Below are 15,820 nucleotides of genomic sequence, written 5' to 3'. Positions count from 1 at the left end.
CCTTCAGGCGCTACCCGGAGCGGCTCCGGAGGCGGCGACCTGTTCGGGAGGAGCAGGGTCGGTGGCCGGCGGTTCTTCGGGTGCGGGTTCGGGGGCGGGGGCGGGGCTCGGATCGGGGGCCGGTTCGTTCGTGGGGGTGGGATCCGGCTCGGATGGTGGTGGTTCGGTGGGCGGTGTGTCCGACGGCACCGGATCCGGCGGCGGGTCGGACGAGGGTTCGGTGGTCGGCTGCGGTGCGGGCGTCTGGTCCGTCGTCGTCGGCGGCGGCGCGGCGGGCCTCGACCCGTCGGTGGAGGCGTCCGAACTCTTCGACGAGGACTTCGGGCTCGGCGCCGGGGTCGATTTCGTTCCCGGGGTGAGCCGCGCTCCGGGGGTCGGCTCGGCCGCGGTCGGCGGTGCCGCCTCGTCGCCCTCCGGCGGGGCGAGCAGGTCAGCGAGGGGGGCGGTGCCGTCGTTCGCGGCGGCGACGAGGGTCTCCAGCTGCCGATCGCTGAGCGGCGACGCGTCCGAGATCCCGTCGGCACGCTCCCCCGGCGTCGCGGCCAGGGCGAGTACGACGGCGGCTCCTGCGGTGACGGCGACCGCCGCGGCGACGCTCGAGCCGATCCGCACCACTCGGAGGCGCCGGGTCCGCACCGTGTCGGAGGCGTCGGAGGCGATCGCGCCGAGTACCGCGTCGAGTCGGGCGGTGCGTACGGTGCGCACCGGCAGCAGGTCGTGCACCCGATCGCCGGTCGACGGGGCGCCCGTCGGAGACTGCCGCTCGGTCGCTGCGAGAGCGGCACCGCTCGATGCGTAACCGAGGGGGTCGTCGGCGACGATGATCGTCCTGTCGAAGCGTGCGGAAAGCATCTCGGCGATGAGCGGGATCCCGGCGCCGCTGCCGGCGAGGAGCACCGGCACCGTGTCGGGGGCGTCGTCGAGGAAGGGCGCGACGATCTCGCAGATCTCCGCCACCTCTGACTCGATGAGCTCTTCGAACTCGGCCCGCACGATGCGCACTCGCTCGCGGTGGCCTCCGACGACGAGTTCGACGGTGCTCTCGCCGTCGACGTCGAGCTGGGCGCGCGCGATGGCGCAGCGGCGTCGCAGCTCCTCGAGCGGCGCCCGGAGGTCGGGGTCGAGGGGGTCGAGGAGGCCGACTCCCTCGACGACGTGTGCGACCAGTGCACGGTCGAAGGCCGCGACGCCCCGGTCGCGGTGTTCGACGCGGCGGATCGCGCCACCGACGCTCGACTCGGCTGCGTCCCCGGAGCGGCTCGGTGATGCGAACAGCGACACCTCGAGGGCGGAGACGCCGAGATCGACGACCACGACGGACGGCGCCGTGGTGGCACCCGAGCGGTCGGCGGCGACGGCACTGGCCCGCGCACTGTCGATGAGCAGGGCGTCCGGAAGGTCCACTGCGTCGAGCGCCGAGCGTACGAGCGACGCGCGGTAGGCGCCCCATACCGCCGGACGGGTCACCGCGATCGCCGCAGGCGCCTCGGCGCGTTCGGCGGTCACCCGGTCGACGCAGATCCGGACGAGGGCGGCGACGATGTCTTCGGGCCGTACCAGGAATCCGCCGGCGACGATCGGGACGGCATCGCCGACGCGGGCGAGGAACCCGGCGAGGGACAGGGTGGGGGGATCCGCAGGTTCAGCGGCGGTGAGAACGAGGGCGCCCTCGGAGTCGATGCGCGGAACGGGAAGCACGCCGACTCCGTCGTCGGTGAGGTCCGCGCGATGGGGAGCGCCCTCGCTCCCGTCGAAGTATTCGATGACCGACGCGGACGTCTCGTCGCCGACGTCGATTCCCAGCACGTACGGCATTGCACTCCTACCAGGCGATCCATCTCGACCGTGAGGTGACGCTAACACCGTCCACAATCGGCCCCCAGGGCTTGACCGCCGCGGGGGCGTGGAGTAGGAGATCAGGGGGTATGCAACGGCCCCGGCGGTGCGACGCCGGGCCTTCCATCCGTGGGCGCGCCAGAGCCGAGGCGTCCTCCGGCGGGACGACGCCGACGGAGTGCCGCTACGCGGTCCGGTAGTACGCGGCGGCGGGGCACTCGAAGGGGTCAGCGTGACCGATGCCGACGCGGTGCAGATACCTCACCACGATCCGGTACGACCCGACCAAGGTCGTTTCGGTGTACGGGACTCCGAGCTCGGCGCAGTACTCGATGACCATGGGGCGTGCCTTGCGCAGGTTGATGCTCGGCATGTTCGGGAAGAGGTGGTGCTCGATCTGGTAGTTGAGTCCCCCCATTCCCGTCGCCACTCCGAAGCGGCCGCTGATGTTGCGCGAGGTGAGGACCTGTCGCCGCAGGTAGTCGACCTCCTGGTCGGCGGCGATGATCGGCATCCCCTTGTGGTTCGGGGCGAAGCTGCCGCCCATGTAGAGCCCGAACGCGAACAGCTGCACGAGCATGAACGCGACGCCGAGCACCGGCCCGAGCGCGAGGAACACGAGGACGGGGAAGCCGATGAGACGGATCGCGAGCAGCACCGCTTCGACCGCGCGGTGCTTGACCGGCTCGGCGCCCGCGACCGACTTGACCGCGGAGACATGCAGGTCGATTCCGGCGAGCAGGAGGATCGGGAGGAAGTAGTAGCCCTGCTTCGAGGTGAGTACGCGCTTCCAGCCGGTGCGGACGACGACGTCCTCGGTCGTGAACGCGATCGCTCCCGGCTTGATGTCGCCGTCCTTGCCGACCTTGTTGGGGTTGGCGTGGTGCCGCGAATGCTTGTTCATCCACCACCCGTAGCTGAGACCGACGAACAGGTTGCCGATGATGCGCGAGAACCACTCGTTGCGCTTGCCCGACTCGAACATCTGCCGGTGCGCGCTGTCGTGGGCGAGGAAGGCGGTCTGGGTGAACACGATCGAGAAGTAGGCGGCGACGAGCAGCTGCCACCATGTCTGCCCGAGGGTGAACAGGAGGGCGAAGCCGATCGCGTAGAGGGCGGCGAGCACTCCGACCCGTAGGGCGTACCAGACGGGACGGCGCTCGAGCAGCCCCGCCGCCTTCACCCGCCGGGCGAGCTCTGTGTAGTCGCTCGCGTGCGCCTTCTGGGCGCCGCCCGCGGGGGCCCGCCTCGGCCGTGTGGTGCGGAATTCACCGACAGTGGTCGTCATGGTTCCGACGGTACGTAAGGGGCTCCGAGGCGGCGTCCCCCTCCGGAGCCGTTCTGCGGTAGTACCCCCGTAGGGGTGCGCCGCGCGCTACCTCATGAGGGGCTGCCGGCGACCACGAGTCCGGACTCGTAGGCGACGATCACCGCCTGGGCGCGGTCGCGGATGCCGAGCTTGCCGAATACACGACTGACGTGGGTCTTCACCGTCTGCTCCGCGATGAATAGGCTCTCGGCGATCTCGCCGTTCGACAGCCCCTTCGCCACCTCGGTCAGCACCTCGCGCTCGCGTCCGGTGAGCTGGGCGAGCGCCGCCGGCGCCTCGCGCGGGCGTCCCGGCGCCGTGGCGAAGCTCTCGATGACCCGCCGGGTGACCCCTGGGTCGAGCAGGGCGTCGCCGCGTGCCACGACACGGACTGCGCCGACGAGCTCCTCGGGCAGCGCGTCCTTTAGCAGGAATCCGCTCGCTCCCGCCCGGAGCGCGTCGTAGACATAGTCATCGATATCGAACGTGGTCAGCATGAGGACCCGCGGCGCCGACTCCCCTGCAGCGGTGATGAGCCGCGTCGCCTCGATACCGTTGAGGAGCGGCATGCGGACATCCATGAGCACGACGTCGGGGCGGAGCGCGTCGACCATCGCGACGGCTTCGGCACCGTCGCGGGCCTCGCCGAGCACGTCGATGTCGGGCTGCGCGGCGAGCAGTGCCGAGAATCCTGCTCGGACCATCGCCTGGTCGTCGGCGATCAGAACCGTGATCGCGGCGCGGGCGGCGCCTGCGCTGGTGGTCATGGTCGTTCGCTCTCCTGGTCGGCACCGCGCACGGGGAGCACGGCTTCGACCACGTACCCACCGCCCGGTGTGTCCTCCATTGTGACCGTCCCGGCGACGCTCTCGGCGCGCTCCCGCATACCGACGAGGCCGAAGCCGCTGCCGGCGGTCGCCGGGTCGCGTGTCGTGCCGCCGTCGTTCTCGACGACCACCCTGATCAGGCTGTCGTCCCGCCGCCCGCGCACCCGCACGGGTACCCCTGACGCATGGCGGATCGCATTGCTGAGAGCTTCCTGCACTATCCGGTACGCGGCGAGTCCGACCAGCTCGGTCACGTCCTCGACGGCGTCGCCCTCGAACCAGTCGAGTCGCACCTGCGCACCGGCACGCTCGGCCTGCACGACGAGGTCCGGGACGTCGCCGAGGCCCGGTTGCGGTGCCTGTTCGCTCGGCCCCGAGTCGCGCAGCACCCCGAGTAGGGCCCGCATCTCGCCGAGCGCCTGCCGGGAGGAGGCGGCGATCTCGTCGAACTCGCGTTCCACCGCGGGGTCGAGCCCTGGATTCCGGTATTTGGCGGTCGTCGACTGGACATTGATGATCGACAGGCCGTGGGCGATGACGTCGTGCAGCTCCCGCGCGATCCGTGCGCGGTCCTCGACGAGGCGACGCCTCGAGTACTCCTCGACGGTGAGCGAGCGCTCCCGCAGCAGTTGCGCTCGGATCTCGTTCCACTGCGCGAGGACCACTCCGATGAGCACCGAGGTGCCGCCGATGGAGGCGAACACGACGAGGTTGATGGAGCTCGGATCGAGACGCTCGGGATGGCGCACCATGGCGAGGACCGCGGGCGCGGCGACCGAGAGGAACCAGGCACCTGTCGCGAGGCGCCACGAGCTGCGGAGCGCGACGATCAGCAGCACCAGCGACTGCCCGACGATGAGCACCACCCACCAGGGCCAGGCTGCGGCCTCCGGAACGGTTCCGAAGCTCTGCAACCCGAGCGCGGTTCCGAGCGACAGTGGAACGGCGATCGTCGGCCGCACGACCGCGACGGGAAGCGACGCGGCGTGCAGCAGGCACAGGGCGAAAGCGACGACGAGCGGCACCTGGTAGACGGTCGCGGCGATCGGGGTCGACGTGGCGACCAGGCTGATCGCGGCGATCGTCGCGAGAGTCACCAGCGCGGTGACCGGCTCGAGCCGAGACAGTAGCGCGAGTGCGCCGGCAGCGACGCGGCGCCACGCACGCGGTGGCCGTGGCGGCCGTGGCGGCTTGTCCTTCCGAGCTGCTGGCATGACTCAAGTCTTATCCCATGCGTCCCGGCGGCATGCGCACCCGGTGGGGCGGCGCACGCCCAGGAGAAGAGGACCTGATCCGCTCGCCATTCCCAGCCGACGGGCTTACAGTGCTGTGTTCGTTCGACTGCGGGAGGTGAGATGGGCACAGCAACGCGCGGTCGCGCTGCACGCCACGGCCTCTTCGCCGCCGCGACCATGCTCGGCGCCTTCCTCCTGGCTGCGACGTTCGCGATCGCGCCTCCCCCGCCCGTCGCCGACGCGTCCGCCTCCGAGAACCCGGCCGTGATCGGCGAGCAGGGGCTCACCGTGTCGGCCGACGCGGTGCTCGGGGATGTCGCCCGCGATGCGTACGGCGCGACCGCCGGGCGTGACACCTATATCCAGGGCGGCACCAACCACGACTGGGCGAAGCTCGTGCTGCTCGACGCGGGCTGGCCGGTCACCGACTCGAACGTCGCGGTCTTCACCCGGTGGATGCGGCAGGAGAACGGGCCGCCCGACTGGTGGAACCGGAACAATCCGCTCAACAACGGATACGGATCCGGTGGCGGCTCGGGTCTCGGCAGCTACGACACGCTCGTCACCGCCGCCGAGATGGCGGCCGAGAATCTCCTCAATCACTCCGGTTACGCGGATATCCGAGCGGGCTTCGCCGCGTCGGCGCCGACCGCGCAGATCGAGGCGGCCATCTGGGCGTCGCCGTGGGCGACGAGCCATTACGGCAACGGCAGCCATTGGTCGCAGACGCCGGTCCCGGTCGTCCAGGCACCCGCGTCCGCCTGGGGGCGGTGAGCCGGAGTCCCTCGGTGTCGGTCAGAACGGCGCGGAACCGTCGGCTGGTGTGGGCGGGGTGGCTTCTGGTTCGACATCGCCGGTGAGCGCCGAGGGAGGCGGAGGGGCTGGATCGTCGCGACCGAACTTCCGGTGGAGCACCTCTCGGATGGTCGACGGCGCTCGGTCTGTTCCGCCTGGATCGGGCTCGTCGTCCACATCGACGAACCGCACGCCGCTCTTCCGCGGCAGTATCGCCGCGGGTCTTGTCTCGTAGACCTTGCCGGTGGGTGAGGTGCACCGGATGACGCCGTCGCCGTGGTTGTCGATCTTCCACCGACCGCGACTCTTCACCAGGTGATGCCCACGGCAGAAGTTCGCGAGGTTCGCGGCGATCGTTTCACCGTCTTCGACCCAAGGAACCGTATGGTCAAGGTCGCAGTACTTCGCGGCCCTGGTGCAGCCAACGAATCGGCATACCTCGTCGCGGACCTGGAGGTAGCGGCGTAGTTCGGCCGGTACGCGATAGGTGTCGCGACCGAAGTCGAGGACGGCGCCATCGGCGGGGTCGGTGAGGAGCCGGATCCACGACGATGCGGTGCCGGCGAGCTCGCGCGCGGTCTGCGCATCGATAGGGCCGTAGCCGCCGAGAGTGCCCGGCTCGTCGCTCTCACCCATCGCGGTGAGGACGGGAACGTGAGCGTAGACCTCGGCCTTCACGCCGCGCTGCGCCGCGGGCGTCGGGACCGGGGCGCCGCCGGAGGGCGTGGCCGCCACGCCGATGGAGTCGACGAGCAGGTCTCGAGCGACGTCGGCCTCGATCTGCGAGAGGGTGCGGGTCTCCCCCGGCACGCGATGCAGAGTGCGCGCGTGTCCGGTGATGGCGGCGAGGCCGCCGAGGGCGTCGGGAGCGTCGAGCAGCAGGTGCAGCCAGGCCATTCCATGGGGTGCGGCTTCGGCGTAGACGCGCCGCGAGGTCATCGCTTCGCGGTGCTGCTCGACCATTACCGACGGCTCGATCGACGCCGCCACACCGGCAGCGAACCTCTCGAAGCGCGACGGCGGCAGCGTTTCCGCCTGCTCGAGGACCCGCCGCTCGTACTCGCCGACCAGGTGCGCCGGCACCCCGAGCGACTGGTCGACGACGATGCGGGCGTGCCGGTCGGAGATCGTCGCGGAGCTCAGCCGGGACAGCGTCGAGGGCAGCTGGTGCACGAGTCGGCGCGCGTAACCCAGCAGCGACTCGGCGGTGCGCTCATGCACCGCCAAGGAAGCGGCGACTTCGGCGCGCAGGTCGCGCCAGGCGAGGTCATCGGAGGCGCTCCAGCTCGCGCCATGGTTCGTCTCCCACCAGAGCCGCAAGCCGTCGATCTGCGCATAGCGCTCGGCGGCGAGTCCACGCTCGACGATGCGCCCGGCGGTCAAAGCATCGACGAACTCGACACCGCTGCATGAATGCGGGCTGTCCTGCTGCGGTTGCTCGTCGTGTGCCTGACTCATCGCCTACCCGGACGGTCTCGGGACTCGTCGGGCGCACCGACGGATCCCATCAACAGATGAGGCCGACCCGAAACCCGGACCGGTCACCTCGCCGGCACTGCGAAGTGCATTCATCATAGCACACATTCGAACATGTGTTCGAACGCAAACCTCAGTCGCCGACACGAACCCCGATGAAGTGGTGGTCGAAGACCATGCTCGTCCTCGTCGACGCCACCAGCGGATTGGCCGAGAGCGCCTCGAGCACGAAATCGCGGATGCCGTCGCTATCGCGCGCCGCGACGTGCACGATGAAGTCCTCGGCGCCGCCGAGGAAGAACACCTGGATCACCTCCGGCATCGTGCGGATCTCCTCGGCGAACCGCGCGATATTGGCGCGGGCGCCGGCGCGGATCGCGACACTGATGAGGGCCTGCATGTCGCGCCCGACGGCCCGCGGGTCGATCGTGGCCCGGAATCCCGAGATGACACCCCGCGCGGTCAGCGCCCGAACTCGGGCGAGCGAGGTCGACGCGGCGACTCCGACAGCCTCGGCGAGGGCGGCGTTGCTCATGCGGCCGTCTGCGGCGAGCGCCGCGAGGATGGCGCGATCGACCTCGTCGAGCCCGTCGCGCGGTCGAAGATCCTGCGATTCGACGCCGTCTGCCATGCGGGTTCCCTCCGATTCAACGGAATTTCTCCGCATCACCGAATCTTCTGCGGCGTACATCCGCCTGTAACGAAGGACGAGCATATTCGTTCTCACCGCCGGCCGCGTCGATGACGACCGGACGAGCGCAACCCAGAGCCTTCACCAGCGGAGCACCTAAAGGAGTCGCCATGCGCGTCGGAGTCCCCACCGAGACCAAGAACAACGAGAACCGGGTCGCCCTGACGCCCGCGGGCGCCCAGGCCTTGCACCGCCGCGGACACGAGGTGCTCGTGCAGACCGGCGCGGGAGCCGGCTCCAACCTCTCCGATGACGCGTTCGCCGCGGCGGGCGCCACCATCGTGCCGAGCGCCGACGACGCGTGGGGCGCCGAACTGGTGCTCAAGGTCAAGGAGCCGATCGAGTCCGAGCACGGCTACCTCCGCGCCGATCAGGTGCTCTTCACCTACCTGCACCTCGCCGCGTCCGAGCCGCTCACCGACGCTCTGCAGGCGGCGGGAACGACGGCGATCGCATACGAGACGGTACAGCTGCCCGACCGCTCGCTGCCGCTGCTGACCCCGATGAGCGAGATCGCCGGCCGGCTCGCACCCCAGGTCGGCGCCTACCACCTGTCCCGCGCCCACGGCGGACGGGGAACGCTGCTCGGCGGCGTCGCGGGAACTCCCGGCGCCCGCGTGGTCGTGATCGGCGGCGGAGTGGCCGGCGAGCACGCAGCGGCCAACGCACTCGGCAACGGCGCCCACGTCACGGTCCTCGACGTCAGCCTTCCGCGGCTGCGCGCCCTGCAGGCACGCTTCGGCTCGGCACTCGAGACGGCCATCTCGACCGAGTACGAGATCCGCGCGCAGCTCTCCCGCGCCGACCTGGTGATCGGGTCGGTGCTCGTGCCGGGCGCCGCGGCGCCGAAGCTCGTGACGGACGACATGGTGGCGGGGATGCAGCCCGGGTCGGTGCTCGTCGACATCGCGATCGACCAGGGCGGCTGCTTCGAGGGCTCGCACCCCACCACCCACGACGACCCGACGTTCCGGGTGCACGACTCCGTCTACTACTGCGTGGCCAACATGCCGGGCGCGGTGCCGCAGACCTCGACTCGCGCTCTGACGAACGCGACCCTGCCCTACGCGGTGTCACTCGCCGACGAGGGATGGGCCGCCGCCGTCCGGCGCGATCCCGCCCTCGCGAAGGGACTCAACACCCACGCCGGATCGATCACGAACGCGGGTGTGGCCGCGGCCTTCGGACGCCAATCGGTCGAGCCCGCCACCGTCGCGGGCTGACGGGCCGAGTCGGAGCTCCGCCCTACGATGGAGCGATGACCATCACCGCCGCCGCCGACGGATCCGCTCTCGGAAACCCGGGGCCCGCCGGGTGGGCGTGGTACATCGACGACGACAACTGGTCGGCGGGCGGCTGGAAGCACGGCACCAACAACATGGGCGAGCTCAAGGCGGTGCTCGAGCTGTTCCGCGCCACCGCGGGAGTCGACGACGACCTGCTGATCCTCTGCGACAGCCAGTACGTGATCAACTCCGTCACCAAGTGGATGCCGGGGTGGAAGAAGAAGGGCTGGCGCAAGGGCGACGGCAAGCCGGTGATGAACGTCGACCTCTTGCAGGAGATCGACGAGGCGATCGCCGGTCGCCGCTACCGCTTCGAGTGGGTCAAGGGTCACGTCGGGCATGTATTGAACGAGGCCGCCGATGTGCGCGCACGAGGCGCCGCTGAGGCGTACCAGCGCGGGCTCGCCGTGCCGGAGGGGCCCGGATTCGCCGGCGCTGTCGCGGCGCCGAGCGTCACGACAGCGCCGCCCGCGGTGTCTGCCGCGACGCGGGTCGCCGTCCCGGCACCATCCGACGCTCTGTTCGACCTCGAGAACGAGCCGGTGCACGAGATCTCGCTGCAGCTCACCGAAGACGAGCACACCCGTCTGGTCACCCGCGCGCGCGGAGTCGGCCAAAGCCCCGAAGACCTCCTGCGTTCCCTCATCTGAGTCGATGAGCGCCTTCCATCCGGACCTCGCCGCCGCACGGTACCTGCCCAAGTTCTCGTGGGGGCCGAGGCTCGTCCGCCTGCTGTCGACCGCGAAGCCGAAGCCGCTCGATCCCGGCCCCGATGTGCGCGTCGACGAGGTGGTGCTGCCGGGTCGAGACGGCGCAGCCGAGGTCGGCGTCCGGCTGTTCCGACCGGCGTCGAGCTCGGGTCCGATCCCGCTGCTGCTGTGGATCCACGGCGGCGGACTGATCTTCGGCAGCCCCGAGCAGGACGACCGCACGAACGTGGACTTCGTGCGCTCCCTCGGCATCGCGGTGGCCGCGGTCCGCTATCGACTCGCGCCCGCGCATCCCGCCCCGGCAGCGGTGGAGGACGCGCACGCCGCTCTGGCGGGGCTCGCCGCCCGCGCCGACGAGCTCGGCATCGACGCCACGCGCATCGCGATCGGCGGAGCGAGTGCCGGAGGCGGCATCGCCGCGGCCCTCGCCCAGCTCGCTCTCGACCGCGGCGAGGTCTCCCCCGTCTTCCAGCTGCTCGTCTATCCGATGCTCGACGACCGCACGGTGCTGCGTCGCGACATCGACACCACGAACGTGCGGGTATGGACTCCGAAGAGCAACCGCTACGGATGGTCCGCGTATCTCGGAGTCGAACCCGGCTCCGCGGTCGTCCCGCCCTACGCTTCAGCGGCGCGGCGCGCCGCCCTCGGCGGCCTCCCTTCCGCCTGGATCGGGGTGGGCACGCTCGATCTCTTCTTCGACGAGGATCTCGCCTACGCCGAGCGTCTCGCGGACGCCGGCGTGGACTGCAGCGTGGTGACGGTTCCCGGCGCGTTCCATGGATTCGATGCACTCTTCCGGAACAAGCGGGTCACCCGCGAGTTCTGGCAGCGGCAGGCGGACGCGCTCCGCGGCGCACTGCTCGGCTGAGCGCCGCGATCAGCCGCGGAGGAAGGCGAGCGTCGCCGTGGGCGCCTCGATCCCGGCGAAGTGGCCCGCGTTCTCGAGTCGCAGCTCGCGGTAGTCGGCGATGAGGCCGGCGAACAGGGCCCAGTCGCGCTCACCGGCGAAGACGTCGTCCGCGCCGCGGACCGAACGGACCGGGCACCGCACGGCGCTCCACGCCTCGGTGCGGTAGCGCTTCGCGATCCGAGCCGCCTGCGCGAACGCGCCGGGTCGGATCTCGTGGGAGAGCGCGTCGATCACCGACGGGTGGATCGACGCGGGCCGTGCGAACAGTGGACGGCTGAGCGGCGCGAGCAGCCCGACCCGGTGCAGGCCGCGGATCAGAGCGCGTCCCGCGGCACCGAAGGGAGCCAGAGCACGCATGGCGACGAGCATGCCCGCGAGCCCCGGGAGTCGTCTGCCCCCGCGGAGAGGGCGGCGGATCGCGTCGAGCACGCCGGCGCCCGATGGCGAGACGAGTCCGACGGAGACGGTGGCGTGCGGGGCGCGCACGGCGAGATCGAGGGCGACGAGGCCTCCGAGCGAGTGCCCCAGGACACTCCAGTGGCGGTAGCCGAGCGCCGCGGCGATCTCGACGATCGCATCGGTGAGGTCGCCGACCTCGTCGATGGAGGCGCTCGCCGCGGACTCGCCCCAGCCGGGCAGGTCGACGGCGACGACATCGGTGAGCGGGCGTCCGACACGGTCCGACTCGGCGAGCAGGGGCGACCAGGTCGTCCACGACCCGGCGGCGCCGTGCAGCAGGATCGTCGCGGGTCCCCCGGCCTCCCGGCCGACATGCACCACGACGTAGCCGACCGAGGTCGGCACCACCAGTCGGCGCAGGCCGAGGAGTCCGGGGTCGGTCACGAGTTCCGCCGACTGACGGCGGCCGTCCGCCTGACCGGTCACCATGCGCTCCACGAGAAGGGAATTCGTCGCCGACACTCGGTCGGTTTGGTGTCAGCGGCCATCCCTATGCTGGCGCGATGCCGTCCCCGACACTCGTCTGGTTCCGAGACGACCTGCGCGTCGCCGACAACCCCGCGTTGCACGCGGCGGTCGAGCGGGGCGAACCGGTGGTCGCCCTGTACGTCCTCGACGAAGAGTCCGACGGCGTCAGGCCGCTCGGCGGCGCGGCGAAGTGGTGGCTGCACGGATCCCTCGAGGCGCTCGCCCGGCGACTCGACGAGCTCGGCGGCGCCCTCGTGCTGCGTCGCGGACCCGCGGGCCGCGTGGTGCGCGAGGTCGTGGACGAGATCGACGCGGGCCTCATCGTCTGGAACCGCCGCTACGGCGGACCCGAGCGCGACATCGACACCGAGCTGAAGACCGCGCTCGATGAGAGCGGCCGCGAGGTGCACAGCCTCCCCGGGTCATTGCTGACCGAGCCGTGGCACATCGAGACCGGCGCCGGCGAACCGTTCCGCGTCTACTCCCCGTTCGCGAACGCGCTCCGCAGCCGGTTCGAGCACAACCCGCCACGCAGGCCGTTCGCCGCCCCCGACGCGTTGCCGACAGGCTCCTCGAACGCCGCGGCGCAGAGTGACGATCTCGGCGACTGGGAACTGCTCCCGACGAAACCGGACTGGGCGGGCGGACTGCGCGAAACGTGGCAGCCGGGAGAGGCGGCGGGGCGGGAGCGTCTCGACGCGTTCCTGCACGACGACCTCGCCGGCTACGCGAAGGGGCGGGACCGGCCGGCCGCCGACGCGACCAGCCTACTGAGCCCGTACCTGCGGTGGGGCGAGCTCTCGTCACCGCAGGTGTGGCATGCGCTGGCGCGACGCACAACCGAGGGCGCGGCGACGTTCCGCCGGGAGCTGATGTGGCGCGAGTTCGCCTGGCACACCCTCTACGCCTTCCCCGAGCTGCACCGGCGCTCGTGGCGACAGGAGTACGAGCGCTTCCCGTGGCCTCCGCTCGACACCGCGAACCTCGTCGCCTGGCAGAGCGGGCGCACCGGCATCCCTCTCGTCGACGCCGGAATGCGCGAGCTCTGGCACATCGGCCACATGCACAATCGCATCCGCATGACGACCGCGTCGTTCCTGGTCAAGCACCTGCTGATCGACTGGCGGCAAGGCGAGGAGTGGTTCTGGGACACCCTCGTCGACGCGGATGCGGCGAGCAACCCGTTCAACTGGCAGTGGGTCGCCGGGTCCGGGGTCGACGCGGCGCCGTACTTCCGCATCTTCAACCCCGAGCGTCAGGCCGAGAAGTTCGACCCCGACGGCGAGTACATCGACCGGTGGGTACCGGATCTTGGCGACGCCGACTACCCCTCCCCGATCGTCGATCTGAAGGAGGGGCGCCGGCGTGCGCTCGACGCGTGGGAGAGCGTCCGTTAGGGGGTCGGAATCGACTCGGATGGGGAGTCGGCCTCGCGCTCGCGCAGCGCCCGGTCGACGGCCTCCTGAACGCGGGCGTCCTCCTGCTGCTTCCGCCGCCGCGACGAGCGCCGCGAGAGGACGATCGCGAGGACGACCGCACCGGCGAGTACCAGGACGAATAGCAGCAGGGTCCACGGCACCGCCCACACGTCGACGACGGAGGTGACGGGGAGCGGGTCGAGATCGCCCGGTCCCGGCCTGGCGCAGGTTTCCGCGGCACCGGTCTCGGCGTCGACGGCCTCGATCCGGCGTCGCTGTCCGCCGACCGGGTGCGCAGCGCGATCGAGGTCGGTGTCGCCTCCGTACTGCAGGACACCACCGGAGTGGTCGTCCAGCTGGACTGAGCGCGGTCAGCTCGGCGCGGGAAGGACGATCGTCAGCCGGGCCAGGTCGGTGAGCACATCCTCGACGATCGCCTCGCGAGAGGCGTGGTGGTCACCGGACCACCACTTCTCGCCCGCGATCTCGTAGACGGCGAACAGCATCCGAGCGGTCATCACGACGAGCAGGTCGCCCGGGGAGCGATCGAGACGCTCGGCGAGCGCATCCTCGAGGTCGCGGGTCGATGAGGCGACGAGATCCCACAGCTTCGCGCGCGGTCCCGGCGCATTGTCGACGAGACGTCGGAGTTCGGCGAAGCGCTCGTCGTCGAGCGTCGACGCCCGCAGCGACTCGCGCACGACCTCGCCGAGGGAGACCTCGAGCGGTTCGGTCTCGGGACGTTCGCGCAGCAGGCGCCCGAATTCGAACGACTGGGTGAACCGGTCGAGGATCAGCAGATCCTTGCTCGGGAAGTAGCGATAGAGCGTCGAGTTGCCGATCTCGGCCTTCTCGGCGATCTGCTCCATGGTGGTCTCGTCGTAACCCTGCTCGATGAAGAGATCGAGCGCGATGCTCACGATCTGCTCGCGCGTACGCGCCACCTTCATCGCCCGGAGACCCATGGGACGAGGGTATCAGCGGCCTCCCGGATGGTATTGACACCAAGACGGGTGACACTCCATAGTGAGAGCCACTTCCACTTCGGGAGTCCGCACGAAGGAGTGTGTCTTGACCGTTTCCCTCGACCCCGCCGTCGACGAATCGCCCCGCAATCCCGCCACCCCGCTCCCCCGACTCATCGCCGTGATGCTGTCGTCGAACGTGGGCGCGCTGATCGCACTGCTCACCCCGCTGCAGCTGCTTCTCACGCTGCAGACCACCCGCATCGCCGGAGACGGAGCCGCCGCCGCGTTCGGCGTCATCACCGGCGTCGGCGCACTCTTCGCCCTCGTGGCGAATCCCCTCGCCGGCCGCATCAGCGACCGCACGGCTGCGCGGTTCGGTCGCCGGCGGACATGGATCCTGACCGGGGCGATCGGCGGCGCCCTCGCCGTCTTCGCGCTCGGCTTCACCACCGAGATCTGGCAGGTGGTCATCGTCTGGAGCATCACCCAGACGCTGTTCAACTTCCAGCAGGCCGCGACCAGCGCGCTGCTCGCCGATCAGGTGCCGCCGCTGCGACGCGGAACGGTGTCGGGCTTCATCGGCCTGGCCGCCGCACTCGGGCCGCTCCTCGGCATCGCCGCGGTCAGCGCGATCACCGATCCCCTCGTCCAGTGGGGCGTCATCGCGGTCGTCTCGGTCGTGCTCGGTCTCCTCGCGGTCGCGCTGCTGCGTGACCCTCAGCATGTTCCGGCGCAGGGTCAGGCAGGTCTCGGCCTCGTCGAACTGCTGAAGTCGTTCTGGTTGAACCCGCGTAAGCACCCGGCGTTCGGCTGGGCCTGGCTCGTGCGCTTCCTCATCACCTGCGCCTACGCGAGCGGCACCTACAACGCCTTCTATCTGATGGACCGCTTCGGCATCGCGCCCGAGGCCGTCGGCGGCGCCGTGCTGCTGCTCTCGCTGATCTCGGTCGGCCTGCTCGCGGTGACGAGCGTCGTCGCCGGTCCGATCTCCGACCGTCTGCGCCGACAAAAGCCGTTCGTCGTCGCAGCCGGCGTGCTCGCCGCGGGGTCCCTCGTGCTCCTCGCGCTCGCACCGTCGCTCGAGATCGTCTACCTCGCCGTCGGCGTGCTCGGGGTCGGCACCGGCCTCTTCTTCTCGATCGACAGCGCGCTCTGCGTGCGAGTGCTGCCGAGCGCCGAGAACGCGGGCAAGGACTTCGCGATCATCAACATGGCGAACACGATCCCGCAGTCGTTCGTGCCGTTCATCGCCCCGTTCCTGCTCGCCGTCGGCGGCTTCACCGCCCTGTACGTGACGCTCGCCCTGTTCGGAATCCTCGGCGCTCTCGCCGTGCTGCGAATCCCCGAGATCGGCTGGGAAGGCGACTCCCGCTGGGCGCAGATCACGCGCGCCGTCTCCCCCGCCCGCGTGCCCGTCCCGTGATCGCGG

The 15,820-nt window shown here is 70.6% G+C and carries 15 protein-coding genes; 6 read left to right on the top strand and 9 right to left on the bottom strand.

From position 1 onward, the window contains the following. Window positions 1-3: 3 nt before the first annotated feature. The 4 genes from NGH83_RS05640 to NGH83_RS05625 form a co-directional block, all read right to left on the bottom strand. On the bottom strand, window positions 4-1,815 hold the full coding sequence (locus NGH83_RS05640; protein ID WP_251858083.1) for an Hsp70 family protein: 1,812 nt from the start codon (window positions 1,813-1,815) through the stop codon (window positions 4-6). 205 nt (window positions 1,816-2,020) lie between these two features. Further along, window positions 2,021-3,124, bottom strand: coding sequence for an acyl-CoA desaturase (locus NGH83_RS05635; protein ID WP_251858082.1), 1,104 nt, complete (start codon window positions 3,122-3,124; stop codon window positions 2,021-2,023). Window positions 3,125-3,216: 92 nt separating this feature from the next. Continuing rightward, entirely contained in the window at window positions 3,217-3,912 is a 696-nt protein-coding gene (locus NGH83_RS05630; protein ID WP_251858081.1) for a response regulator transcription factor, read from the bottom strand. Further along, complete coding sequence (locus NGH83_RS05625) at window positions 3,909-5,186, bottom strand: sensor histidine kinase (protein ID WP_251858080.1); 1,278 nt, start codon at window positions 5,184-5,186, stop codon at window positions 3,909-3,911. Before NGH83_RS05625 ends, NGH83_RS05630 begins: the two co-directional genes overlap by 4 nt. A 141-nt stretch (window positions 5,187-5,327) precedes the next feature. On the opposite strand from NGH83_RS05625, the gene NGH83_RS05620 reads away from it, so the two are divergent. Further along, a complete protein-coding gene (locus NGH83_RS05620; protein ID WP_251858079.1) occupies window positions 5,328-5,981 on the top strand; it encodes a hypothetical protein in 654 nt (217 codons plus the stop codon). A gap of 21 nt (window positions 5,982-6,002) precedes the next feature. Here NGH83_RS05620 and NGH83_RS05615 read toward each other — a convergent pair whose 3' ends face one another. After that, window positions 6,003-7,460 (bottom strand): HNH endonuclease signature motif containing protein, encoded by a 1,458-nt coding sequence (locus NGH83_RS05615; RefSeq protein ID WP_251858078.1) that lies wholly within the window; start codon window positions 7,458-7,460, stop codon window positions 6,003-6,005. A gap of 151 nt (window positions 7,461-7,611) precedes the next feature. Beyond that, on the bottom strand, window positions 7,612-8,109 hold the full coding sequence (locus NGH83_RS05610) for an Lrp/AsnC family transcriptional regulator (RefSeq protein ID WP_251858077.1): 498 nt from the start codon (window positions 8,107-8,109) through the stop codon (window positions 7,612-7,614). Window positions 8,110-8,279: 170 nt separating this feature from the next. Here NGH83_RS05610 and ald point away from each other — a divergent pair, with 170 nt between their 5' ends. Genes ald through NGH83_RS05595 form a run of 3 tightly spaced genes read left to right on the top strand, consistent with a single transcriptional unit; the run spans window position 8,280 to window position 11,036 of the window. After that, window positions 8,280-9,392 (top strand): alanine dehydrogenase, encoded by a 1,113-nt coding sequence (ald, locus tag NGH83_RS05605; protein ID WP_251858076.1) that lies wholly within the window; start codon window positions 8,280-8,282, stop codon window positions 9,390-9,392. Between the two features lie 35 nt (window positions 9,393-9,427). Further along, window positions 9,428-10,105 carry a ribonuclease H gene (locus NGH83_RS05600; protein WP_251858075.1) on the top strand — a complete coding sequence of 226 codons (678 nt, stop codon included), beginning with the start codon at window positions 9,428-9,430 and terminating at the stop codon, window positions 10,103-10,105. A 4-nt stretch (window positions 10,106-10,109) separates the two neighbouring features. Continuing rightward, window positions 10,110-11,036 carry an alpha/beta hydrolase fold domain-containing protein gene (locus NGH83_RS05595; RefSeq protein ID WP_251858074.1) on the top strand — a complete coding sequence of 309 codons (927 nt, stop codon included), beginning with the start codon at window positions 10,110-10,112 and terminating at the stop codon, window positions 11,034-11,036. Window positions 11,037-11,045: 9 nt separating this feature from the next. Here NGH83_RS05595 and NGH83_RS05590 read toward each other — a convergent pair whose 3' ends face one another. After that, the gene (locus NGH83_RS05590) at window positions 11,046-11,999 is read right to left on the bottom strand and encodes an alpha/beta fold hydrolase (protein WP_251858073.1); all 954 of its coding nucleotides are present in this window, start codon (window positions 11,997-11,999) and stop codon (window positions 11,046-11,048) included. A 41-nt stretch (window positions 12,000-12,040) separates the two neighbouring features. Between NGH83_RS05590 and NGH83_RS05585 the strand changes: the two genes are divergently transcribed. Next, window positions 12,041-13,402, top strand: a complete 1,362-nt coding sequence (locus NGH83_RS05585) for a deoxyribodipyrimidine photo-lyase (protein WP_251858072.1) — start codon at window positions 12,041-12,043, stop codon at window positions 13,400-13,402. Here the strand turns inward: NGH83_RS05585 and NGH83_RS05580 are convergent. Further along, window positions 13,399-13,584 carry a hypothetical protein gene (locus NGH83_RS05580; protein ID WP_251858071.1) on the bottom strand — a complete coding sequence of 62 codons (186 nt, stop codon included), beginning with the start codon at window positions 13,582-13,584 and terminating at the stop codon, window positions 13,399-13,401. The two genes, NGH83_RS05585 and NGH83_RS05580, sit on opposite strands and share 4 nt — an antisense overlap. A gap of 210 nt (window positions 13,585-13,794) precedes the next feature. Further along, on the bottom strand, window positions 13,795-14,388 hold the full coding sequence (locus NGH83_RS05575; RefSeq protein WP_251858070.1) for a TetR/AcrR family transcriptional regulator: 594 nt from the start codon (window positions 14,386-14,388) through the stop codon (window positions 13,795-13,797). 106 nt (window positions 14,389-14,494) lie between these two features. On the opposite strand from NGH83_RS05575, the gene NGH83_RS05570 reads away from it, so the two are divergent. Further along, the gene (locus NGH83_RS05570; RefSeq protein ID WP_251858069.1) at window positions 14,495-15,814 is read left to right on the top strand and encodes an MFS transporter; all 1,320 of its coding nucleotides are present in this window, start codon (window positions 14,495-14,497) and stop codon (window positions 15,812-15,814) included. The last annotated feature ends 6 nt before the right edge of the window (window positions 15,815-15,820 follow it).

This window comes from Herbiconiux sp. L3-i23, assembly GCF_023734115.1.
In the GTDB taxonomy this organism is placed as follows: Bacteria; Actinomycetota; Actinomycetes; order Actinomycetales; family Microbacteriaceae; genus Naasia.
The sequence above is the reverse complement of the archived record's forward strand: the minus strand, read 5'-3'. Positions and strand labels throughout refer to the sequence as shown.